The 21,695-nt window shown below is 61.0% G+C and carries 20 protein-coding genes; 6 read left to right on the top strand and 14 right to left on the bottom strand.

Features of this window, described 5'->3' with window-relative positions; genetic code table 11:
- Window positions 1–68: 68 nt before the first annotated feature.
- On the bottom strand, window positions 69–977 hold the full coding sequence (locus tag E5W87_RS12200) for a LysR family transcriptional regulator (protein ID WP_292397431.1): 909 nt from the start codon (window positions 975–977) through the stop codon (window positions 69–71).
- 202 nt (window positions 978–1,179) lie between these two features.
- On the opposite strand from E5W87_RS12200, the gene E5W87_RS12195 reads away from it, so the two are divergent.
- On the top strand, window positions 1,180–2,538 hold the full coding sequence (locus E5W87_RS12195; RefSeq protein ID WP_292397428.1) for a beta-propeller fold lactonase family protein: 1,359 nt from the start codon (window positions 1,180–1,182) through the stop codon (window positions 2,536–2,538).
- Here the strand turns inward: E5W87_RS12195 and E5W87_RS12190 are convergent.
- The 8 genes from E5W87_RS12190 to E5W87_RS12155 form a co-directional block, all read right to left on the bottom strand.
- Complete coding sequence (locus E5W87_RS12190) at window positions 2,502–3,569, bottom strand: BMP family ABC transporter substrate-binding protein (RefSeq protein ID WP_292397425.1); 1,068 nt, start codon at window positions 3,567–3,569, stop codon at window positions 2,502–2,504. The genes E5W87_RS12195 and E5W87_RS12190 overlap by 37 nt on opposite strands.
- Before the next feature lie 51 nt (window positions 3,570–3,620).
- The gene (locus E5W87_RS12185) at window positions 3,621–4,541 is read right to left on the bottom strand and encodes an ABC transporter permease (RefSeq protein WP_292397423.1); all 921 of its coding nucleotides are present in this window, start codon (window positions 4,539–4,541) and stop codon (window positions 3,621–3,623) included.
- A complete protein-coding gene (locus E5W87_RS12180; RefSeq protein ID WP_292397422.1) occupies window positions 4,541–5,653 on the bottom strand; it encodes an ABC transporter permease in 1,113 nt (370 codons plus the stop codon). The genes E5W87_RS12185 and E5W87_RS12180 overlap by 1 nt, the downstream gene beginning before the upstream one ends.
- A complete protein-coding gene (locus tag E5W87_RS12175) occupies window positions 5,650–7,227 on the bottom strand; it encodes an ABC transporter ATP-binding protein (protein ID WP_292397420.1) in 1,578 nt (525 codons plus the stop codon). The genes E5W87_RS12180 and E5W87_RS12175 overlap by 4 nt, the downstream gene beginning before the upstream one ends.
- Before the next feature lie 257 nt (window positions 7,228–7,484).
- Window positions 7,485–8,462, bottom strand: coding sequence for a quinone oxidoreductase (locus tag E5W87_RS12170; protein ID WP_292397417.1), 978 nt, complete (start codon window positions 8,460–8,462; stop codon window positions 7,485–7,487).
- Between the two features lie 33 nt (window positions 8,463–8,495).
- Complete coding sequence (gene pcsA / locus E5W87_RS12165; RefSeq protein ID WP_292397414.1) at window positions 8,496–9,314, bottom strand: phosphatidylcholine synthase; 819 nt, start codon at window positions 9,312–9,314, stop codon at window positions 8,496–8,498.
- Entirely contained in the window at window positions 9,311–9,925 is a 615-nt protein-coding gene (locus E5W87_RS12160) for a DUF1326 domain-containing protein (RefSeq protein WP_292397411.1), read from the bottom strand. Before E5W87_RS12160 ends, pcsA begins: the two co-directional genes overlap by 4 nt.
- A gap of 14 nt (window positions 9,926–9,939) precedes the next feature.
- Window positions 9,940–10,878 carry a DUF2182 domain-containing protein gene (locus tag E5W87_RS12155; RefSeq protein WP_292397409.1) on the bottom strand — a complete coding sequence of 313 codons (939 nt, stop codon included), beginning with the start codon at window positions 10,876–10,878 and terminating at the stop codon, window positions 9,940–9,942.
- Window positions 10,879–10,941: 63 nt separating this feature from the next.
- On the opposite strand from E5W87_RS12155, the gene E5W87_RS12150 reads away from it, so the two are divergent.
- A complete protein-coding gene (locus E5W87_RS12150; RefSeq protein ID WP_292397406.1) occupies window positions 10,942–12,153 on the top strand; it encodes a UbiH/UbiF family hydroxylase in 1,212 nt (403 codons plus the stop codon).
- On the opposite strand, the gene E5W87_RS12145 is transcribed toward E5W87_RS12150, so the two are convergent.
- Window positions 12,130–13,092, bottom strand: a complete 963-nt coding sequence (locus E5W87_RS12145) for an AEC family transporter (protein ID WP_292397403.1) — start codon at window positions 13,090–13,092, stop codon at window positions 12,130–12,132. The genes E5W87_RS12150 and E5W87_RS12145 overlap by 24 nt on opposite strands.
- Before the next feature lie 223 nt (window positions 13,093–13,315).
- Between E5W87_RS12145 and hspQ the strand changes: the two genes are divergently transcribed.
- Window positions 13,316–13,639: a heat shock protein HspQ gene (gene hspQ / locus E5W87_RS12140; RefSeq protein WP_292397401.1), complete on the top strand. Its 324-nt coding sequence runs from the start codon at window positions 13,316–13,318 to the stop codon at window positions 13,637–13,639.
- Window positions 13,640–13,744: 105 nt separating this feature from the next.
- On the opposite strand, the gene E5W87_RS12135 is transcribed toward hspQ, so the two are convergent.
- Window positions 13,745–14,374, bottom strand: a complete 630-nt coding sequence (locus E5W87_RS12135) for an invasion associated locus B family protein (RefSeq protein ID WP_095486806.1) — start codon at window positions 14,372–14,374, stop codon at window positions 13,745–13,747.
- Between the two features lie 231 nt (window positions 14,375–14,605).
- Between E5W87_RS12135 and E5W87_RS12130 the strand changes: the two genes are divergently transcribed.
- Together E5W87_RS12130 and E5W87_RS12125 are read left to right on the top strand one after the other, a co-directional pair.
- A complete protein-coding gene (locus E5W87_RS12130; protein ID WP_292397399.1) occupies window positions 14,606–16,426 on the top strand; it encodes an extracellular solute-binding protein in 1,821 nt (606 codons plus the stop codon).
- 23 nt (window positions 16,427–16,449) lie between these two features.
- Complete coding sequence (locus E5W87_RS12125) at window positions 16,450–17,130, top strand: DsbA family oxidoreductase (protein ID WP_292397396.1); 681 nt, start codon at window positions 16,450–16,452, stop codon at window positions 17,128–17,130.
- Between the two features lie 43 nt (window positions 17,131–17,173).
- Here E5W87_RS12125 and E5W87_RS12120 read toward each other — a convergent pair whose 3' ends face one another.
- Window positions 17,174–17,722, bottom strand: a complete 549-nt coding sequence (locus tag E5W87_RS12120) for a hypothetical protein (protein ID WP_292397393.1) — start codon at window positions 17,720–17,722, stop codon at window positions 17,174–17,176.
- Between the two features lie 63 nt (window positions 17,723–17,785).
- Between E5W87_RS12120 and E5W87_RS12115 the strand changes: the two genes are divergently transcribed.
- Complete coding sequence (locus E5W87_RS12115; protein ID WP_292397390.1) at window positions 17,786–19,672, top strand: ABC transporter ATP-binding protein/permease; 1,887 nt, start codon at window positions 17,786–17,788, stop codon at window positions 19,670–19,672.
- 121 nt (window positions 19,673–19,793) lie between these two features.
- On the opposite strand, the gene gor is transcribed toward E5W87_RS12115, so the two are convergent.
- The gene (gene gor, locus E5W87_RS12110) at window positions 19,794–21,182 is read right to left on the bottom strand and encodes a glutathione-disulfide reductase (protein ID WP_292397387.1); all 1,389 of its coding nucleotides are present in this window, start codon (window positions 21,180–21,182) and stop codon (window positions 19,794–19,796) included.
- Between the two features lie 155 nt (window positions 21,183–21,337).
- Window positions 21,338–21,695: DUF2059 domain-containing protein (locus tag E5W87_RS12105; protein WP_292397384.1), on the bottom strand; the 358-nt coding region annotated here is incomplete at its 5' end.

Raw genomic sequence — 21,695 nt, 5'->3', positions numbered from 1 at the left:
GCGTCCGACAAATGCGTTAAAATAGAGAGTTAGAGCGCGGTTTTGGTTCGACCAAAACGCAAAGCGCGCTAGGACGTGACTGTTTCGCTTACGCGGATAAGCATCCGCCTGAGCCAGGCGTGACCGGGATCGCTGTCGTTCCTCCGATGCCAAAGCAGAGTTTCCTGATAGCCGAAGTAGTCGAAGGGCAGCGGAAAAGAGCGAACGCGCGGCCAATTCGTAAGCCGGATCACGTTTGCCGACACGGTGCAGATCATGTCCGTCTCGGCGATGATCGCCGGCACGGCGAGCGCATAAGGCAGGCTCATTGCAACGGTCCGCTTCAGGCCGCGGTCGTCCAGCAGACGATCGATGTAGCCTTTCAGATCGCCGACATGAGTGACCAGCAAGTGCGGATACTTCAGAAAGAGTTCGAGCGTCATCGCGTCGCGGATCTCAGGATGCTCGGCCGAGACGATCGATATCCAGTTCACGTGGAAGAGTAATGCACGTTTGATCGTCGTCGGCGCATCGGGCAGGATAGTGATCGCAAGGTCTATCGAGCCCTTCTCGAGATAGTCAACGATCTCCTGTCGGTGTGAGCTGCGCAGGACGATCGAAACTCTAGGCGCCGCTGAACGAAGCACCGGCATCAGTCTGGGCATCAAAGTCGCCGCGGTGTGATCGGTGGTCGCGATCCTGAAGATACGACCTGATCGTTCCGGCGAGAACTGGCCGAATCCTCCCAGCGCATCCTGGATCTGGCGTAGCGCGGCCCGGATCGGATCGGCAAGGTCGAGCGCCTTTTCAGTCGGTCGCACGCCATCGGCATGGCGGACGAAGAGATCATCGGCGAAAAGTCGACGCAGATGGGCGAGGCGCTTGCTCATCGCAGGCTGGCTGAGCCCGATGCGGGCTGCCGCCGCGCTGACGCTCCCTTCACTGAGCAGGGCGTCGAAGGCGACAAGCAGGTTCAGATCGACGGCAGCTAGATTCACACTGGGCCTCCGACACTTTATTACTGAAGGGAATATTGAGATGTCAAATATCGATTGGACGACTGAAAGCGAACCCGGAAAATAGGCGCTTCCAATAGATATGGAGACATGGATGCGACGCTGTTCTCTCGCTGCTATCGTTCTATTCCTGATGCCGAGCCTCTCAAGCACTCAGCCGGCCGAAGGTCACGGGACCGTCTTCGTGCTGTCGGATCTCGATATGGTGCCGACCGTCTACGAGACGGGCGAGCTCGGGCCCCCAGACCCTCACTATCTGGATACGTTGTCCATCATCACCTCGCCGACCGAGCGGTCTCGCTCTGTCGCGATGATGGAGGTTTCGAATTCGACCTATGGGCCGCCCGGAGCACTAGACGTCTCCCTGGATGGCCGGTTTGTTTTCGTCGCCGAAACTTTCCGTCAACGGCCCGAACGGGCGACCCGCCTCGACGAGTTGCAGCAAGGCGACACGATCAGATCGCTTCGGCTCGATGGCGGCCACTCGTCGGCGGTCGACAGTGTGAGGATCGGAATCCAGCCGCAGGCGATCCATCTCAATCCTGCAGGCGATCTTATCGCCGCGATTACTGTCGGCGCCGAACACGAACTCACTTTCGTACCGGTCAGGGAGGGTCGGTTCGGCCCCGTATCCAGCTTCGGTCTCGGTCTTGAGCCGTCAACGGGTTTCATTCCGTTGAAGGCGAGCTGGGTGCAGTGGCACCCAAGCGGCCGGTATATCGGGGTCAATCTCGTCGACCGTGGTCAGGTTGCCTTCTATGAGGTGCTGCGCGGAAAGGACGGCGCGGTTTCTGCTGTTCGTCCCTGGGGCAATCGCGTCCAGACGAACAAGTTCCCCTTTGTCGGCCGCTTTTCGCCGGACGGCCGCTACTACATCACCTCCGATGTTCAATGGGGAATCGACACAACTGGCTTCTATGGCGTTCAGGAGGGCATTCTCACCACAGTCCGGCTTGCCGATGTCGGCGCGACGGGCAACGCGGCAAGGCACTTCGTGCCTCACATCGCGCTTGGTGGCTGGGGCGCCGAGACGATCGCCTTCAGCCCCGACGGCCGTTTTCTAGTCACGTCCAATCTTCGCGGCACCGGCAAGCCAGACGGCTCGCGCGACTGGACGGAACACGCGTCGCTCAGCCTCTATCAGCTGGACACTGAAACAGGACGGCTGTCACCGCACGGCGAATGGCCGCTCGCAGGCGTGCTGCCGCAAGGACTCGCTTTTGATCGCACGGGACAAAAGCTCTTCGTTGGCGTGAACCGTTACCGCAATGAGGAAGCGCCCCTTCGAGATATGGCAGATCACGACGGAGGGACGCCCGGCGCTCGCTCCCACATCGGATCGCATCAAACTGCCCATGGGCGTCCACACCATAGTCGCCCGCTGAGCGTTCGTGAGTGGGACTCGCGGCCGGGCAGGTTAATCTTCGAAGCTCTGCGCATGAAAAAGAGGACGCCCGAAGGCGCCCTCCCCGGTTCTAGCGAAAGCCGGCCGAGCCAAGTTTGCGCTTACTTCGGCAGCTTGTCATCGACGCCCTTGACGTAGAAGTTCATGCCGAGCAGCGTAGCGTCGTCGGCGACTTCGCCGTCCTTCAGCCACGGCGTGCCGTCCTGCTTGGCAATCGGTCCCGTAAAGGGGTTCCATCCGTCGGCGATCTTCTTTTCGGTGGCTTGCGCCATCGCCTTCACGTCATCGGGCATGTTGGTGTAAGGGGCCATTTTGACGGCGCCGTCCTTGATACCCAGCCAGACATTGCCCGGCTTCCACGTGCCGTCGAGCACGGCCTTCACCCGGCTGATATAATACGGCCCCCAATCGTCGGTGAGCGAGGTCAACTGGGCCTTGGGAGCGAACTTGATCATGTCCGAAGACTGACCGAACCCCTGCAGGCCGCGCTCTTCGGCGACTTGCAAGGCGGCGGTCGAGTCGGTGTGCTGGACGATGATGTCGGCACCCTGGTCGAACAGAGCCTTGGCGGCGTCGGCTTCCTTGCCGGGATCGAACCATGAATTGACCCAGACGATCTTCGCCTTGAAGTCTGGGTTGACCGACTGGGCGCCGAGCATGAAGGAATTGATGCCCATCACCACTTCGGGGATCGGGAACGAAACGATGTAGCCGGCGACACCCGACTTCGATTGCTTGGCGGCGATCTGGCCGAGAATGTAGCGGCCTTCATAGAAGCGCGCATTGTAGATGCCGAGATTGTCCGACGTCTTGTAGCCGGTCGCGTGCTCGAACTTAACGTCGGGGAATTTCTTGGCGACCTTCACTTCGGGGTCCATGAAGCCGAAGGAAGTGCCGAAGATGATCTTGCATCCTTCGCGCGCCAGACGCTCGAAAGCACGATCGGCATCGGGACCCTCGGAGACGTTCTCCAGGTATGCCGTCTCGACCTTGTCGCCGAGTGCCTTCTCTACGTCCAGGCGGCCCTGGTCATGCTGGTACGAATAGCCGAAATCGCCGATCGGGCCGGTGTAGACCCAACAGGCTTTCAGCTTTTCCTGTGCTTCGGCGGTCGCCGCCAGCGACAATGCTGCCGCCGCGGCCATCAGCGCAATGAGCAGTTTTTTCATCGTGTTACCTCTCTGAGTTAAGCCTTGGAGCTTCCCGGTTGTCTTTTGTTGTCAACGATCCGGAACGAATGGCTGCCCCAAGGAAGCCGGTGTGTTCATCATCGTCAAACGCTTGTTGCGCGAGATTAGAACGAGAACCACGATGGTTGCCAGATAGGGCAACGAAGAAAGCAGTTGCGAGGGCACCGGAATGCCAAAAGCCTGTGCATGAAGCTGGCCGATCCATACCGCGCCGAAGATATAGGCGCCAGCCAGCACCCGCCATGGCCGCCATGATGCGAACACTACCAGCGCCAGCGCGATCCAGCCGCGTCCGGCGGTCATGTTCTCCACCCATTGCGGCGTATAGACCAGCGACAGGTGGCCCCCGGCAAGGCCTGCACAGGCGCCGCCGAAGATCACCGAGAGATAGCGGTAGCGGATGACCTGGATGCCGAGCGCATGGGCCGATGTGTGGCTGTCGCCGATCGAGCGCAGAGTGAGCCCGGTGCGGGTCTTGAACAGGAACCACATGACGCCGGCGGTCAATGCGATCGAGATGTAGAAGATCGGGTCCTGGCCGAACAACAACCTGCCGATGACGGGGATCGCTGTCAGGCCGGGAATGTCGAGGTTTGGCAGCCTCGCGCCGGGCTGGCCGACAAAGCTGGTGCCCATCATGCCGGAAAGGCCGAGGCCGAGTAATGTCAGCGACAGGCCGGTCGCCACCTGATTGGTGGCCAGCGACAGCGTCATGATGGCAAACAGCAGCGAAAACACCGCACCCATGGCGATCGCCGCCAACAACCCGATCCACGGCGATCCGGTGAGATAGCCGGCGCTGAAACCACCGACCGCCCCCATGATCATCATGCCTTCGACACCAAGATTGAGCACGCCGGAACGTTCGACCACCAGCTCGCCGATCGCCGCGATCAGCAACGGCGTCGCCGCGGTGGCGATGGTCAAAAGAATGTTGACGGTGATGTCCATCAGCGGGCCTCCTCCAGCTTCGGCGCGGATTCAAGCTTCGGCGCGGCAAAGCCGATCAGACGAATGCGGTAATGAATGAGCGTGTCGCAGCCGAGCACGAAGAACAGCAGCATACCTTGGAACACGCGCGCCACCTTATCGGAGATGCCGAGCGCGCTTTGCACCGCCTCGCCGCCGAGGTAGGTCAGCGCCAGCACCAGGCCCGCCGCGACGATGCCTAGCGGATTGAGCCGGCCGAGGAACGCCACGATGATGGCGGTGAAGCCGTAGCCGGGCGAAATGACCGGCTGCAGCTGGCCGATGGCGCCGGAGACTTCCGAGATGCCGGCAAGTCCAGCCAGCGCACCCGACAGCATGAAGGCGAAGAACACCATCCGGTTGATGCCGAAGCCGGCGAAGCGCCCTGCCCTGGGGCTTGAGCCGAGCACGCGGACCTCGAAGCCTTTCAGCATGCGGCTCATCAGGATCCAGACCAGCACCGCCGCGACCAGCGCGAAGACGAAACCCCAATTGGCGCGGCCGGAGGCCGGCATCAGTTCCGGCAAGATGGCGGAGTCGTTGAACTGTATCGTCTGCGGGAAGTTGAAACCCTTCGGGTCGCGCCAAGGGCCACGCACCAGCCAGTCGAGGAACAGCTGCGCGACATAGACCAGCATCAGGCTGGTCAGGATCTCGTTGGTGTTGAAGCGCGCTTTGAGCAGAGCCGGAATGGCGGCGTAGGCGGCGCCGCCGATCATGCCGAACAGCAGCATCAGCGGCAGCACCAGCGGGCCTTCAAACTGCGGAAACAGCACCGGAATGCTCGATCCGACGATGCCGCCCAGGATGAATTGGCCTTCCGCTCCGATGTTCCAGATGTTGGCCCTGTAGCAAACCGACAGGCCGACCCCGATCAGGATGAGCGGTGCCGCCTTGATCGCCAGCTCATGCAGCTGCCAGACCTGACTGACCGGCTCAATGAAGTAAATTTGGAAAGCCTTCAAAGGATTGACGCCAAGCAGCGCGAACAGGATGGCGCCGGCAACGATCGTCAGTGCAAAGGCAATGAACGGCGACAGCGCCGAGAACAGCATCGAGCGCTGCGGGCGTTTGACGAGTTCGAGGCGCATCATGACGTCTCCAGAGCGTGTTCGGCGTGGCCGGGCTCGGCTCCGCCCATCAGCAGTCCGATCTTTTCGAACGTGGCCTCAGCGATCGGCAAAGGCTTCGACAGTTCGCCATTATGCATCACCGCGATCGCGTCGGATATTTCGAACAATTCGTCGAGGTCCTGGCTGATGACCAGCACTGCCGAGCCGCAGCGCGCCAGTTCGATCAGCGTCTGGCGAATGTGGGCGGCAGCACCGGCGTCGACGCCCCATGTCGGCTGATTGACGACCATCACGCTTGGCCTGCGGTCGAGTTCGCGGCCGACGATGAATTTCTGCAGATTGCCGCCTGAAAGCGCTGCCGCCTCCGGGTCCGGGGCGCTCTTGCGCACATCCATCGCCTTGATGATGCGCTGGGCAGCGGCATAGATCGCGTCGCTTTTGACCATTCCGCCGGCGCCGACAAACACCTTTCCATCGGTGGCATGGCGCGACAGAAGCAGGTTTTCCGAGAGCTTCATGCGCGGCGCTGCACCGTGGCCGAGCCGCTCTTCCGGCACGAAGGCAGCGCCCATCAGCCGCCTGCCGGTGATGCTGAGGCCGCCGGCATCCTTGCCGCGGATGCGCACCGAAGCGGCATCCTGCTGCGGCACCTCGCCGGAAACGGATTCGAAGAACTCGCCCTGGCCGTTGCCGGCGACGCCTGCAATGCCGATCACTTCTCCGGCGCGTACCGTCAGGTTGATGTTCCTGAGCGGGATCGAGAACGGCGTTGCCGGCTTGCGGCTGAGTGCGCGGATTTCAAGCAGCGGCTGCGCGGTCTCGATACCCTCGGCCGGCGCGCGCACCACGGTCGGCACATCGTTGCCGACCATCATGCGCGCCAGCGATGACGCGGTTTCCTTGCGCGGGTTGCAATGGCCAACCACCTTGCCGTGGCGCAGCACCGTGGCGCGGTCGCAGATGCGTTTGACCTCTTCAAGGCGATGCGAAATGTAGAGGATGGACTTTCCTTCCGAGCGCAGCCGTTCGAGCGTTTCGAACAGCTTGTCGGCTTCCTGCGGCGTCAGCACCGAAGTCGGCTCGTCGAGGATGATGAGCTGCGGCGTCTGCAGAAGGCAGCGGATGATCTCGATACGCTGGCGCTCACCGACAGACAGGTCGCCGACCAGCGATTGCGGGTCGAGCGGCAGGCCATAGCTGTAGGAAAGCGCCCTGGCCTTCGCGGCAATCGTGCTGATCGGCGAACCGTCGTCCAATGACAGCGCGATGTTCTCGGCCGCCGTCAGTGCCTCGAACAGCGAAAAATGCTGGAACACCATGCCGATGCCGAGCTTCTTCGCAAAGCCGGGATTGGTGATCGTGACCGCCTGACCGTTCCAGAAAATCTCGCCCGAATTGGGCTCCAGTGTTCCGAACAGCATTTTGACGAGCGTCGACTTGCCGGCGCCGTTCTCGCCGAGCAACGCGTGGATTTCGCCTTTTGCGACATTGAGATCGATATGGTCGCACGCTGTCAGCGTGCCGAACGTCTTGGTGAGGCCACGAACCTCAAGCAGGTTTGCGCCGTCCTGATTTGCACTCACAGTGCCTCCCATCTGGTTTGCCAGACATGTTCTGTGTTCCCGCAGGCATGGTATGCGCGGCCTGCTGTCATCGCAAAGCGGCACCCGTCTTGAAAGAGCTTCAAGAATTTCAGCGGAAACCTAACGCATCCGCCCGAAAATCAAAATCGATTTTCGGAAGGCACGATGCGTAGTTTCAAAACGTTGGAAAAACGTTGGAGCGTGCTTTTGGGCGTCCAGGCGGACGCACGTCGCTCTGAGAGATAGCAAGGCTCAAGTGGTGGAAAGGCTCAGGGGATAAGAATGGTTGTTCCGGTTGTCCTGCGCCCTTCAAGGTCGGCATGTGCCCTGCCGGCATCCTTGAGCGCGTAGCGCTGGTTGATCTTGATCTTGACCGCGCCGCTGAGGACGATTTCGAACAGCGCGGCGGCGGACGCCTCCAGGTCTTCGCGCTTGGCGTTGTAGACGAACAGCGTCGGACGGGTTGCGAACAGCGAACCTTTCTGCGCCAGCAACGATATGCTGAACGGCGGGATCGGCCCAGACGATTGACCGAAACTGGCGAACATGCCGAGCGGCTTCAGGCAGTCGAGCGAGGCCGGAAAGGTGTCGTTGCCGACCGAATCATAGACGACGTCGCACTTCTTGCCGCCGGTTATGGCGAGGACGCCGGCGACGAAGTCCTGCTCGCGGTAGTTGATGACATGGTCGAAGCCATGCGTCTTGGCGAGCTCGATCTTTTCGGTGGAGCTGGCGGTGCCGATCACGGTTGCGCCAAGATGCTTGGCCCATTGGCCGAGGATCAGCCCGACACCGCCGGCCGCCGCGTGAAACAGGATCGTATCGCCCGCCTTCACCTTGAAGGTACGGCGCAACAGATATTCCGCGGTCATCCCTTTCAGCATCATGGCGGCCGCCTGTTCGTCGCTGATGCCGTCCGGCACCTTCACGACGCGGTCGGCGGCGATCACGCGCTGCCCTGCATAGGCGCCAGTCGTCACGGCATAGGCGATGCGATCGCCGGGCTTCAGCCAGTCGATATCCGCACCCACTTCCAGCACCACGCCGGCCGCCTCGCTGCCGGGTATCAGCGGGAAACCGCCTGGTGGCGGATAGAGGCCGGAGCGATGATAGACATCGATGAAATTGAGGCCGATCGCCGTGTGTCTGACCAGAATTTGTCCCGAGCCGGGTTGGCCCGGATCGGCGTCCTCATAGGTCAGAACCTCCGGACCGCCATTGGCGTGGATACGGATCGCTTTGGACATTTTCTGGCTCTCTTGGGGGATCAAGCTTTGGGGTCAGGCTTTCTTGTCATCCGGCTTGGCGCCGAGATCTGGAAAGAGCTGCATGATACCGCCGATGCAAGCGAGGTAAAGCCCGGTGACCGTGATGCCGATCTTGGTGAAGACACTCACCTGCTCGCCCAGGACCCCGATCTGGTCGTAGAAGGCGGCGAGAGCTGCCTGCGCCAGGGCCAGCGCTCCGAAAGCGCACCATAGCAACGTCATGCCAAGGTTGATCGGGCGCAGCCGCACCACCCGCACCGGGTGGATGAAATAGATCGGCATGAAGGTCAGAATGCCGGCCACCACTACCACGGCGAAGGAAACCCATTGTCCCGGATCGATGACGAACAGCGTGAACACCACCATGTTCCAGACCACCGGAAACCCCTTGAAGAAATTTTCCTTCGTCTTCATGCCGGTGTCGGCATAGTAGATCGCGCTCGATACCACGATGATCGCCGCCGATAGGAACGACAGGCCCTCGCCCATGAAGCCGCGCTGGTAAAGCGCGAAGGCCGGTATCAGCACGTAGGTCACATAGTCGATAATGTTGTCGAGGAGTTCGCCCGACCACGTCGGCAGGATTTCCTTGACCTCGAGCTTCCTGGCGATCGGCCCGTCGATACCGTCGACGAACAGCGCCAGCCCGAGCCACCAGAACATTGCCGTCCAGCGCTGCTCGCTCGCGGCCACCAGCGACAGGAACGCCAGGAACGATCCCGACGCGGTCAGCAGGTGGACCGAAAACGCGCGCGCCTGCGGCCACGTGACTTTCTTCTTTGGCCTCGGAATCCTGTCCGTAATTTTCCTGGCCGTTGTTTTTTTGCTCACGGGCCCCGCCAGTCCAGCTTGCAGATTTCGGCCGAGCGGCCGGCAAAATTCCAGTTGCGCCCAAAGGCCCGCATCTTGCTCTTGTCGGATCTGGCCACGGTGATTTCCGGTGCGATCCAGTACTCCGAATTGCTGATCACCGTATCCGTGCCGCGGTCCTTGCCGGCAATCGGCGTCACCGCCCCATCGATGATTTTCGGTATCTGGAAGATCCGCGTCCTGTCGCGCGTCTCATAAGTGATCGGCGCTTGCTCGACGCCGAGGAACTTTCCGACCAGGATGGAGAGCAGTGAGGTGGTTCCGCCGGCCTTGCCGGTGAAAATTTTCGTCAATGCCTTTACCGCGTAGACTGAGGCGCGTTTGTCGATGAACAGTCCGGCGGTCCAGTTGCCACGGCTCATATAGCCTGGGATTTCCATGACCAGCCCAAGGTTGAGGCCGGACAGGTCGACTTCGCCGAAATGGCCAGCATCGATGCGGAACCCTGCCCAGGTCTGGCAGTAGCCCTCGGTCGGCGGATGATTGCCGAGAGACAGCACGCAAGGGCAAAAAACCGTGCAATTGCAGGAGAGCACCAGCTCTCCTTTCATTGCCCAGCTTTGATCTGCCATCGAATTCTCTCCCCTTATGCCGAGACTACTAGCAGGGCGGTTGCCCAGACAAGCAGTATCGCACCGGCGACCCGGGTTGGCAGCCTGCCCGCCGTCTGTTTTTCGATCAAGGTGAACAGGGCGATCAACGCCATCCAGAACACGTTCATCACACCGACAGCGAACATCACCAGCATCAGCGCCCAGCAGCAGCCGAGGCACCAGACGCCCTGCTCCATGCCGAGCCGGAAAATGCGGCCGGGCTTAGCGCTCCAGTTGGAAAACAGGATCGAGAACGGGTTTTTGCACTTTGTCAGGCAGGCTTCCTTCAGGCCGCTGAACTGGTAAAGGCCGGCAATCGAAAGCGCGACTGCTCCGGCCGCTCCGACCACTGGATCGAGCATCTGCACAGATGAGGCGAAGGTGTGCACGGCGAGCGTCAGCGCCGCAAACACTGCCGACGCAGCCAACCACACGCTGAGGTAACCGGCGACCAGGACCAGCGGATGGACGACCGGTTCGCCCTTGATCCGCGCAGTATCGGCGATCTCGCAATAGGTGCGGATCATCGGCGCCGCCGAGGGCAGCATGGTGGCGACCGCCATCAGGAACCACATGATGACGAGCGCTCCGGCCTGCGCGGCGACGCCTCCGTCGAGCGGCGCAGGTGCAAGACAAAGGGTGAAGAAGCGCTCGAGAAAATCCGGCAGCGGCAGCTCCGGCAGATATCTGAGCATCGTGTCGCCGGGTGCATCGATGCCGGGAATCCGGCTTTCGGCGCCACGTATCGCCATGGCGCCAAGAAGCAGCCAGGCCAGGAGAACGCCTGCGCCCAAAACGATGGTCACCGCCAGTCGAGGATTGCGCGAGACGCTCGCCGTGGCACGGCCGACGCGGTCGAGATGGCTGAAATCATGGTCTTGGCCGGTCATGGCAATCGAATGGGCCGAATCGCCGCGTTGATCAAGCCGCATGATCTGACCTATATGCTCGTGAGGTCGGACCGACCACCTCGCCTCGCAACCGGGAAGCCGAATTTGGATCATCGGGAGACAGCACGGATACTGGTTGCCGGCAGCGGCCCGGCAGGGCTGATCGCGGCGCTTGGCTTCGCAGACGCCGGCTTTCCGGTGACGCTTGTCGGACCTGAGGCAAATGGCCAAGACGGCCGCACGACGGCGTTGATGAACCCGGCCCTGAAGATGCTTGAACGATTGGGCGTCCTCGACGAGGTGAGATCCCAGGCCGCAGCGCTGAAGGTGATGCGCATCGTCGATGCAACCAGCCGGCTGATCCGCAGCCCGGTGGTCACTTTTCGCGCCAGCGAAATCGGCGAGGAGCAGTTCGGGCTGAATTTACCCAACAGCGCGCTGAACCCCGCGCTTGCGGGGGCTGTTGCCGCACATTCCGGCATCGAATGGCGAAAATCGATGGTGGATGCCTGGCGGCTCGACGCCGATCATGCCCATGCGGTCCTGTCTGACGGCAGTGAGATCGCGGCACCGCTGGCGGTCGCTGCCGACGGGCGTCAGTCTCCGGCCCGTGAGGCTGCCGGCATCTCGACATCCACCCGTTCCTATCCGCAGGCGGCACTGGTTCTCAATTTCAGCCACCGCAGCGATCACGCTTTCACCTCGACCGAATTCCACACCGAAACCGGCCCGTTCACCCAGGTTCCCCTGCCCGGCAACCGGTCTAGCCTTGTCTGGGTGGTAGAACCGGAAATGGCAAAGGAACTCGCCGCACTGGACGACGCGACGCTTTCGACGCGGGTTGAATTGCGGATGCAATCGATGCTGGGCCGGGTGTCTGTCGAGGCCGGCCGGCAGATCTACCCGCTTTCGGGCGTGACGCCCCGGTGCTTCGCGCGTAACCGGGTGGCACTTGTCGGCGAAGCCGCCCATGTGTTTCCGCCGATTGGCGCGCAGGGTCTCAACCTTGGTATCAGGGACATCGACGATCTGATTGGAATTGCTTGCGAAAACAGGACCGATCCAGGCGCCGTCAAGGCACTCGCAGCTTATGATTTCAGGCGCCGGCCCGACATTCTGGCACGCAGCAGCGCGGTCAACCTGCTCAACAAGTCGCTGCTCTCCGACATGCTACCGGCCCAGATGGCGCGCAGTGCCGGCCTCGGCGTGCTCGGCGGTTTCGCGCCGCTACGCGCCTTTTTCATGCGCGAGGGCTTGCTGCCCGGCAGTGGTTTTGCGGCGCTCGCCGGCGGCTTAAGGAAACAAGTCCGGCGGTAGCACGCCATGGCGGATCATGTAGAGCAACCCGGTCACCGTCACGACCGAGAGGCAAGTGGTGATCAGCACGCTGGCTGAGGCACGCTGCACCCAGACGCCATATTGCTGGGCGATGACGAAGACATTGGTTGCGGTGGGCAATGCCGCCAGCAGCACGGCCGAAAACAGCCAGGTCTCGGAAAAATTGCCGATCCAGCTCAGCACGACATAGCAGAGCAACGGGTGCAGGATAAGCTTCAGCGCAGCGATCCACGCCAGTTCGTGCGGGACGCGATTGAGTGGCCTGAGCGCCAGGGTGACGCCCATGGCGAACAGCGCGCAAGGTGCGGCGGCCCGGGACAGGTATTCGAGAAGGCGCTCTGCCGGCACGGGCGGGCGAAACCCGATATAGGCGGCGCCCACGCCCAAGGCGGTCGCGATAATGAACGGATGCAGCACGATCTTTCGCAAAACACCCACGATGAGCCGCAACGGCGACGTCTTGTCGTCGCCGGCCAGCGCCATCATCATCGGCGCGACGGCGAAATGCACGATGTTCTCGAAACAGAAGATCAGGGCGACCGGCACAGCCGCCTCCTCGCCGAAGGCCAGCAACGCAAGCCCCGGCCCCATATAGCCGATATTGCCATAGGCGGCGGCGAGCGCCTTGATGGTCGATTGCGCGATCTCGCCTCGCGATGTCAACACCGACCATGCGAACATCAGCGAAAAGATCGTGTAGGTCGAGAAGACCGAGCCGGAGATGAAGCTCCATTCGGTCAGCCGCTCGAACGGCGTCTTGGCAAGCAGTTGGAAGAACAGGGCCGGTAGCGCGACATAGACGATGAAGGTGTTCATCCAGCCAAGCGCTTCCAGCGGTTGCCTGGTGATGCGCGCCACCAGGAAACCTATGAAAATCAACCCGAAGAATGGAAGAACAAGACCGATGACGTCTGACATTTTTGTGCTGGCACGAAACCTCGGGTGGGGCTAGCCCGTGGCTTGACGGCGCGTCAAGCGGTGCGGCATTGAATTGACGCCGCGTCTGCGCCAAATTGGCCAGGTAACAGCCCTAAAGTTGGGCTCGATTTTTTGTGGCGTAATGCGTAGATTCAAGGTCTTAGAGTGTCTTTTTGCGCATTCCAATGACGCGCAGCGCTCTTAGGGCTTAGTGGTGAGTACGATGAAGACAGCCAAATTCTCGATCGGACAGGTGGTTCGCCACCGGCTGTTTCCGTTTCGCGGCATCATTTTCGATGTCGATCCGCAATTCGCCAACACCGACGAATGGTACGAGGCGATCCCCGCGGATGTGCGGCCGCGCAAGGACCAGCCCTTCTACCATTTGCTCGCCGAGAATTCGGAAACGGAATACATCGCCTATGTGTCCGAGCAGAACCTGCTCGAGGATCAGTCTGGCGAACCGGTACGGCATCCGCAGATCGGCGAGATGTTCGACAAGAGGCCGGACGGGCGTTACGAGCCGAGACGCCAATCAAGACACTGATCTGACGGGATTGCAGACCTGACCGGGATCGGCCGAAACGAAAAAAGCGGGGCATGACCCCGCTTTTTCCTTGCTTGAGAAATTGCCTTTTGCCCTGAGGGGCGATCAGTTGGCGGTCTTCGCCTTGTCCTGCTCTTCCTTGAGCTTCTTGGCGAAGTCCTGATTGTTCTTGGCAACGAAATCCTGAAGCTTCTTCTGCCGATCCTCGATGTCCGACTGCTGCAGCGGCGGCCCGTCGAAGGCGCCGCTGAAGCCGGTCAGCGCAATCTTGATCGGGTTCGGCTGGTTCTGGAAATTGACCGAGGTCAGCGTCAGGTTGGAACCCTTCTTGAAGGATGCGACGAGCTGGTCGGTCAGCGGCACTTCCGCCACGCAGCGGTCGGGGAAGCAGATCACATAATCGAGCTTCTGCGCCTTGCCGGTATCGATTTGAAGGCCAATGCCGGGAGGAACCAGGCGACCGGTCGGAACCGTCACCTGGAACACCTTGCGGTTCACCTTGCCCTTCAATTCGATCAGGCTAACGCCGGTGACGAGCTGGCCATTGCCGGCAGTGGTGATGTTCTGGACATTGCAGATGTCGACGTCTTCCTGCTTGGTGCAGGCTTTGAACCAGCCCTGCGGAATCTGCTGTTGCTGCTGCGCAAAAGCAGCAGGAAGTTGTGCGCCCAGAAAGCCGACCACGCCAGCGGCCAGGACCGACAGGCGGTACGCGTTGCTGTTCAGGCTCGTCATATCGTGAACTTCCTCTCAAATGATCCCAGGACCGGCTTCTTCGCGCCGTGTGGTCCAGCTACCTGTTGCCAAAATGAGGCAACAGAATGACTCGGACGGCGTGTTACACTGCAAGCGGTACCAAATCCAGCCCGATACTCGCAATTCTTGAACGCGCGATTGGCCGGCAGGCGACCGGCTCATGTTAGGGTGCGCTCCGAATCATCAAGCCGACCCAGTGAGGAGACGGTCATGGGCCGCGTTCTTGTTTGGCTGATCGCTGCGATCTCGTTTGTCACCCTTTCGCCGCAGCCAGCTCTCTCGGAGCCGAAACACGCGATCGCCATGCAGGGCGAGCCGGCGCTGCCGGCCGACTATACGCATTTCAACTACGTCAATCCCGATGCGCCCAAGGGCGGCAACATCACCTATTGCGTCGTCGGCAGCTTCGACAATCTCAACCCGTTCATCCTGAAAAGCCTGCGCACGACGGCGCGCGGAATGATGGATAAGATCTTCGGCAATCTCGTCTTCGAGCCTCTGATGCAGCGCAACGACGATGAAGCCTTCAGTCTTTACGGCCTGCTTGCCGACACTGCCGACATGGATCCAGAGCGCAAGAGCATCGAATTCCACCTCGATCCGAAGGCCAAGTGGTCGGATGGCCAACCGGTGACTGCGGAGGACGTGCTGTTCACTTACGACGTGTTTACCGAGAAAGGCCGGCCACCCTACAGCGCCCGTATGAGCATGGTCGCCAAACTCGAAAAAACCGGCGACCGCAGCGTGCGCTTTACATTCAATGACAAGGCCAACCGCGAGACTCCGTTGATCATCGCGATGACGCCAATCGTACCGAGGCACGCTTTCGACAAGGAGACCTTCGACAGGACCACGCTGAAGCCTGTGATCGGCAGTGGCCCGTACACCGTGGTGCAAGTCGCGCCCGGCCAGCGCATCGTGTTCAAGCGCAACCCAAATTATTGGGGCAAGGACATCCCCGCCAAGCGCGGTTTCGACAATTACGACCAGATCACCATCGAATATTTCCTCAACGCCAACGCCAAGCTGGAAGCTTTCAAGAAAGGCATCTGCGCCATCGATGACGACAGCGATCCGGTCAAGCGCGAGCGCGATCTCGACTTCCCGGCCTTCCACAAGGGCGATGTGATCGCCGAAACGTTCGACACCGGCATCCCGCCAGTGGTGACGGGGTTCCTGTTCAACACACGGCTGCCGAAGTTTTCCAGTCCGGTCGTTCGACGCGCGCTCGGCATGCTTTACGACTTCGAATGGGCCAACAAGAACTTGTTCGGCGGCAAGTACATGCGCACCATGAGCTATTGGCAGAATTCCGAGCTTTCCGCGCTCGGCCATCCGGCCGACGATAAGGAAAAGGCGCTTCTGGCACCCTACCCCGGCCGCGTGCCGGCCGATGTCATGGACGGCACCTGGCGGCCACCCGTCGCCGACGGCTCGGGCCAGGACCGCAAGGTGCTGAAGGCCGCCTTCGATATATTGAAAGGCGCGGGCTATAGCTTGCAGGATGGAGCGATGCTCGATCCAGAGGGGAACCCCTTCGGCTTCGAGATCCTGACCGCCTCGCAGAACGAGGAGCGCCTTGCCACCATCTACCAGCGCACGCTGGCGAAGATCGGCATCGATGTCACCATCCGCGGCCTTGACGGCGACCAGATCCAGTCACGCAAGCAACGTTTCGATTTCGAGGTGCTGATCGGCACCAGCGGCTTCGAGAACTCGCTGTCGCCGGGCATCGAGCAGCTCGGGCGCTGGGGATCTGCTGCCGCCAATGCCGAAGGGTCATTCAACCTTGCCGGCGTCGCCGATCCGGCGATAGATGCCGCACTAGAGGCGATGCTCGACGCCCGCAGCCGCGAAGATTATGTTGCCGCAGTCCGGGTCCTCGACAGGTTGTTGATCTCCGGCAACTACATGGTTCCGATGCAGCACAACACGCAGCAATGGCTCGCCTACTGGAGCTACCTGGAACATCCGCAAAAGACGCCCATATCAGGCTATCGACTGCCGACATGGTGGCGCAAGCCGAAGTGACCTCTTCGGAACAGGAGATCAAGATGAGCGACGAGAAGTCGATTACCGTCGATGTGGTCTCCGACGTCGTCTGTCCGTGGTGCTTCATCGGCCAGAAGCGGCTCGACAAGGCGATCGCCGCGGCAAGCGATGTCGACGTGCACATACGCTGGCGGCCGTTCCAGCTCGACCCGACCATCCCGCCCGAAGGCAAGGATCGCCGCGAATACATGGTGGCCAAGTTCGGCAGCGACGAACGCGTCCGCGAGATCCACGCCCGCATCGAGCCACTGGGCGAAGCCGAGGGGATCAACTTCGCCTTCGCCGCCATCAAGGTCGCGCCCAACACGCTGGACGCGCACCGCGTCATCCGCTGGGCTGGCGCCGCCGGCGAGGTCATGCAGAACCGGCTGGTGCGACGTCTGTTCCAGTTGAATTTCGAGGAAGGCGCCAATCTCGGCGATCATGCCGTTCTGATCAGCGCCGCCCGCGAGGCCGGCATGGATGCATCCGTGGTCGAGACGCTTTTGCCGACTGCCGCCGATGTCGAGGCGGTGCGCACCGAAATCGCCACCGCTTCGCGCATGGGCATCACGGGCGTGCCGTGCTTCCTGCTTGAGGGCAAGTATGCGGTGATGGGCGCGCAGGACGCCGACACGCTCGCCGACGCCATTCGCCAGGTTGCGGCGGCCAAGGCGCGGGGCGAGTTGGAGAAAGCGAACTGAACAGGCGCTACTGCACCGCTACCTTGGCGTTGCCGACGAAAAATCAGTGCCCGTTGCTGCTGGTGCAGGTCAATCCTGCGGTTGAAGAGTCGCCCTGGGCGACGCCTTTGCAGGAAAGCGACCCCTTGCTGCAGCTGTTTCCGTAGGCGAGCTTGGCGGCATCGCCGCGCAGCGCTTCAGCCAACGCCATTCCGGTTATTTTTCCGGCCGCCGCCAGGTCCGACATGGCAACAAAGACAGTCGAAGACGGCACTTTTTCGCGCGCGTCCATCTTCCGCAGCATAAAAATCGGCTGATCGGCCTCGCCCTTGCCTTCACAAAACTGTGGAAAGAGCTTCCCTGAGGGAAGATGCCGGCACCCGCACGAACGGATCAGCAAGCTATTGAAATTACACAGATAAAGTTCCTTCGGGAACGACATGGCATGACATTGCAGTCCTGAATTCTGTTGCTTGATGGCAACGGCGAGCGGATCAATCCTTCGCGGGCCGAGAAAAGATAATGGAAAATGATCAATTGGTGTTACTGTCTGTAACAAAACTAAAAGAGGTTTGGGCGGGTAGTGATTCGGGTCGGTAGACCAGAGCGACATTCAATATCGGAAAAATGGCTCCGCGGTGCCGCAAGGCCGCCGCTCCTGACACCGGTTTCCTCGATGCGCAGCTTCTGGGGACTGATGCGGGCCTACTGGTTCTCGGACCGCTGGGTGGAAGCCTGGACGCTGACGCTGGTCATCGCGCTGTTCACCGCGCTCTCCAGCAAGGCCGGCGTCTGGTTCGCCGAAGCATCCGGGGAACTGGTCAACTCGATCGCCTTTTACCACGATGCCGCGAACACCACGCCGCTCGCATCGCTGCTCACCAACGCCGGCATGCTCATCCTTCTGGTCGTGCTCAAGGACGCGGGCTTTACCGGCATCCGCACCTTTGTTTCCGCGACGCTGCATCGCAAATGGCGCGGCTGGCTGGACAGCCGTTTCAACGAAGCGCTTCTTGACACCAACCACACGCATTTCCATGCCCAGCATGGGTCCTCCGGCGCCGCCGCTCCCGACAACATCGACCAGCGCGTCCAGGAATCGATCAAGGACATGACCGGGGGAGCCATCGGCCTCGCCATGGGGGTCATGGCTGTCGCCACATCGCTCTATTTCGTCGGCCAGAAACTGCTTGAAACCTCGGTGGAGGTGAAAGGGCTGGAGTTCCTCGGCAGCTATGGCAGCGCGGTCCTGGCTTTCCTGGCGGTCGCCATATACGTGCCGTTGAACACCTGGATCGCGGTGAAGCTCGGCAGACTGCTTGAACGGCTCAATATCAGGATGCAGCAGTCCGAAGGCAGTTATCGCGGCGAGTTGACGACGTTCCTGCGCCGCAGTTTCCACGTCGCCGCCTCACAGGGCGAGAACGTGCAAAAGACAATGCATGACCGACTTTATGTCGACATCGATCGCACATGGGCGCGGTTGAACATCGTCAACACCAGCTACCGTTCTTTCGAGCTGGTCTACAACTTCATCGGCGCCCGCATTGTCGCCTATGCGCCGGGCCTGGTGCCTTACATCCACAACCGTTTCGATCTCAAGGGCTACATAACCGGCTCCGAGATGGTCAACTCGCTGATCAGTCAATGTTCGTGGTTCATCCATGTCATGCCTTCCATTGCGGCGCTGCGGGCCAACAGCCAACGCGTGACCGAACTCGCCAACGCGATCGAAAACGTCCAGCACCCGCAGGAATTCTACAGCCTGACCGGCAGCTCCGATTTCCGCTATGACCGCCAAAACCCGGTTTTCGGCTTGACCATCCAGAAGCTGGAGCTGACCCATCAGGGCGAGGACGCCACGCCCTTCCTGAGTGCCGCGAACTTGCGCTTCCGACGCGGCGAGTGGACGTTCCTGAAGGGCGAATCGGGCTGCGGCAAGACATCGCTGATCAAGGCGATCAACGGCTTGTGGCCCTATGGCCGCGGTAGCATCGTCTTCCCGGAAGGGGTCGAAAGTTTCTATGCCGCCCAGGAGGTCAAGCTGCAGCAGGTCTCGCTGAAGCAACTGGTCTGCCTGCCTGGCTCAGAGCATGATCACACCGACGCGCAGGTTGCGTCGGCTCTGCACAGAGCGGGTCTTGGCGATTTCATCGAACACATGGCCGATGAAAGCCGCGAGGGAATGAACTGGGATCAGGTGCTTTCGGGCGGCCAGAAACAGAAGCTGGTTGTCGCCCGTATCGTCCTGCAGCAGCCGGGGCTGCTGTTCCTAGATGAAGCGACCGGCGCGCTCGATCCCGAAGGGAAGATCGCTTTCCATCAGGCGATCAAAGACAATTGTCCAGACGTCACGGTGATCTCAATCATGCACGAGGCCGCGCCGCCAAGATCGCTTTCAGGCGCCGAATTCTACCACAGCATCGTTACCATCGCGGACGGCGTCGCGACCAAAAAGCCGCTGGCGCCGAGCCTGCCGGTCGAGCTCACCACCATCCTCGCGCACCCAAGGCCGGTCGAGGAAAAATGGCTGCGCTTCCCTCGCCGCATGAGGCAGAAATAGCGGTGAACAGAATATCGTTGCCAGTGTCGCATCGGATTGGTGATCTAAAATTGCGGTCGAGTGGCGCTGCACCATTGCCTGCGTGCATGGATGCTCCGTTGGTGACGATACGGGCAAAACGTCAGACGCGCTCGCCGTGCTTCACCCGGTAGGTCGGCTTGTACATGGTGACGAGTTCTTCCGCCGCGGTCGGGTGCACGGCCATCGTGCGGTCGAAATCGTCCTTGGTCAGCCCGGCCTTCAGCGGAATGCCGAGAAGCTGCGCCATCTCGCCGGCATCTGGCCCGAGGATATGGGCGCCGAGCACCTTTTTCGAGGCGCCGTCGACCACCAGCTTCATCAGCATCTTTTCGTCGCGGCCGGACAGTGTATGCCGCATCGGCCGGAATGTGGCGCGGTAGACCTCGATGTCGGAAAAACGCTTTATGGCCTCGTCTTCCGACAGGCCGACCGTACCGATCTCGGGCTGCGAAAAAACCGCGGTGGCGATCATGTCGTGGTCGGGCGCGGTCGGATTGCCCTTGAACACAGTCTCGACGAAACACATCGCCTCGTGGATCGCCACCGGCGTCAATTGCACACGGTTGGTGACGTCGCCGATCGCCCAGATGTTGTCGATACTGGTGCGTGAATATTGGTCCACATTGATAGCGCCGGTCTTGGTCATCTCGATGCCGACGCCCTCAAGGCCCATGTTTTCAGTATTGGGAATGCGGCCGATGGCGAGCATGACCTGATCGACTGTCAGCACCTCGCCGCCGGTGACGATAGCGTCGAGGCGACCGTCCGGACGCTTCCTGACCCATTCTGATACCGCATGACAGAGGATCTTTATCCCCTTCTTTTCCATCGTTTCGTGCAGCATGCGCCGCAGATCCATGTCGAAGCGGGAGAGGATCTCCTTGCCACGATAGACCAGCGTCGTGTCGACGCCGAGGCCGTGAAAGATGTTGGCAAATTCGACGGCAATATAACCGCCGCCTTCGATCATGATCGCCTTCGGCAACGCCTTGAGGTCGAAGGCCTCGTTGGAAAAGATGCAGTGCTCGTGGCCGGGTAGAGCGGGGTGTGGCGCCGGGCGACCGCCGGTGGCGATGAGAATCTGGTCGGCGGTGACTGTGCGGTCCTCGCCGAGAAGATGCACCACGTGCGGATCGACCAGCATGGCGCGCGACTGAAACGTCTCGCCGCCGGCGCCTTCGACATTTTTCTTGTAGATGGCCTCCAGCCGGCTGATCTCGCGATCCTTGTTGGCAACCAGTGTTTGCCAGTCGAAGCTCGCCTGCGGCACGGTCCAGCCATAACCGGCGGCGTCGGCAAAGTGTTCGGGAAATTGGGAGGCATAGATATAGAGCTTCTTCGGCACGCAGCCGCGGATGACGCAGGTGCCGCCATAGCGGTATTCCTCGGCAATGCCGACGCGCTTGCCGAGCGCCGCCGCCACGCGCGCCGCCCTCACCCCGCCGGAGCCGCCGCCGATGACGAAAAGATCGTAGTCGTAACCGGCCATGGTGCAGCTCCTTGCCTTTCAAAAATGTCTGAGACAGGTAGGCTGCAAACCATCAAAAGAAAAGCCCGGACCCACAACGCCGCGCATGCTGTCGGATGCGCAACAGAGGCCGGGCTTTCCGGTTCGGCAGCGATAACGCCGCCCGGAAAATATGCTCAGTTCTTCGGTGCTTCCGGCTGCGTACCATCAGCAGGAGCCGCGGCATTTGCCGGTGCTGCGGCCTTTGCTGCCGCGGCTAGCGTTTCGCCGACCTGCTGGGCGAGATCGCGCGCGACGCCGTTCTGCCAGATGTCGGCGGCCTTGAGCAGGTCACGTGTCACGGCCGGGCCGCTGTCGAGCAGCTTCTTGCCGGAATCGGAATTGTAGAAAGCGGCGATTTCGGTAAGCTCTTTTTCGGAAAATACCTTGGCATAGGCCATGGCTGCTTCCTTCTCGAGATCGGCGCGGCGCGAGGCCAGCGCCATCGCCTTTTCGCTGATGGTCCTGCCGATCAGTTCCTGCATGTCCGGGTTC

It is taken from the genome of Mesorhizobium sp. (assembly GCF_004962925.1).
Lineage (GTDB): Bacteria > Pseudomonadota > Alphaproteobacteria > Rhizobiales > Rhizobiaceae > Mesorhizobium.
This window is presented reverse-complemented; position numbering and strand designations above follow the sequence as displayed.

What these genes read in the sequence shown, in the direction of transcription:
- E5W87_RS12185 (WP_292397423.1), bottom strand. Translation starts at nt 4,541, where the DNA reads ATGGACATCACCGTCAACATTCTTTTGACCATCGCCACCGCGGCGACG.
- E5W87_RS12175 (WP_292397420.1), bottom strand. Translation starts at nt 7,227, where the DNA reads ATGGGAGGCACTGTGAGTGCAAATCAGGACGGCGCAAACCTGCTTGAG.
- E5W87_RS12135 (WP_095486806.1), bottom strand. Translation starts at nt 14,374, where the DNA reads ATGACGAGCCTGAACAGCAACGCGTACCGCCTGTCGGTCCTGGCCGCT.
- E5W87_RS12190 (WP_292397425.1), bottom strand. Translation starts at nt 3,569, where the DNA reads ATGAAAAAACTGCTCATTGCGCTGATGGCCGCGGCGGCAGCATTGTCG.
- E5W87_RS12145 (WP_292397403.1), bottom strand. Translation starts at nt 13,092, where the DNA reads ATGTCAGACGTCATCGGTCTTGTTCTTCCATTCTTCGGGTTGATTTTC.
- E5W87_RS12160 (WP_292397411.1), bottom strand. Translation starts at nt 9,925, where the DNA reads ATGGCAGATCAAAGCTGGGCAATGAAAGGAGAGCTGGTGCTCTCCTGC.
- E5W87_RS12170 (WP_292397417.1), bottom strand. Translation starts at nt 8,462, where the DNA reads ATGTCCAAAGCGATCCGTATCCACGCCAATGGCGGTCCGGAGGTTCTG.
- E5W87_RS12115 (WP_292397390.1), top strand. Translation starts at nt 17,786, where the DNA reads ATGCGCAGCTTCTGGGGACTGATGCGGGCCTACTGGTTCTCGGACCGC.
- E5W87_RS12120 (WP_292397393.1), bottom strand. Translation starts at nt 17,722, where the DNA reads ATGTCGCTCTGGTCTACCGACCCGAATCACTACCCGCCCAAACCTCTT.
- E5W87_RS12155 (WP_292397409.1), bottom strand. Translation starts at nt 10,878, where the DNA reads ATGCGGCTTGATCAACGCGGCGATTCGGCCCATTCGATTGCCATGACC.
- hspQ (WP_292397401.1), top strand. Translation starts at nt 13,316, where the DNA reads ATGAAGACAGCCAAATTCTCGATCGGACAGGTGGTTCGCCACCGGCTG.
- gor (WP_292397387.1), bottom strand. Translation starts at nt 21,182, where the DNA reads ATGGCCGGTTACGACTACGATCTTTTCGTCATCGGCGGCGGCTCCGGC.
- E5W87_RS12125 (WP_292397396.1), top strand. Translation starts at nt 16,450, where the DNA reads ATGAGCGACGAGAAGTCGATTACCGTCGATGTGGTCTCCGACGTCGTC.
- E5W87_RS12130 (WP_292397399.1), top strand. Translation starts at nt 14,606, where the DNA reads ATGGGCCGCGTTCTTGTTTGGCTGATCGCTGCGATCTCGTTTGTCACC.
- E5W87_RS12180 (WP_292397422.1), bottom strand. Translation starts at nt 5,653, where the DNA reads ATGATGCGCCTCGAACTCGTCAAACGCCCGCAGCGCTCGATGCTGTTC.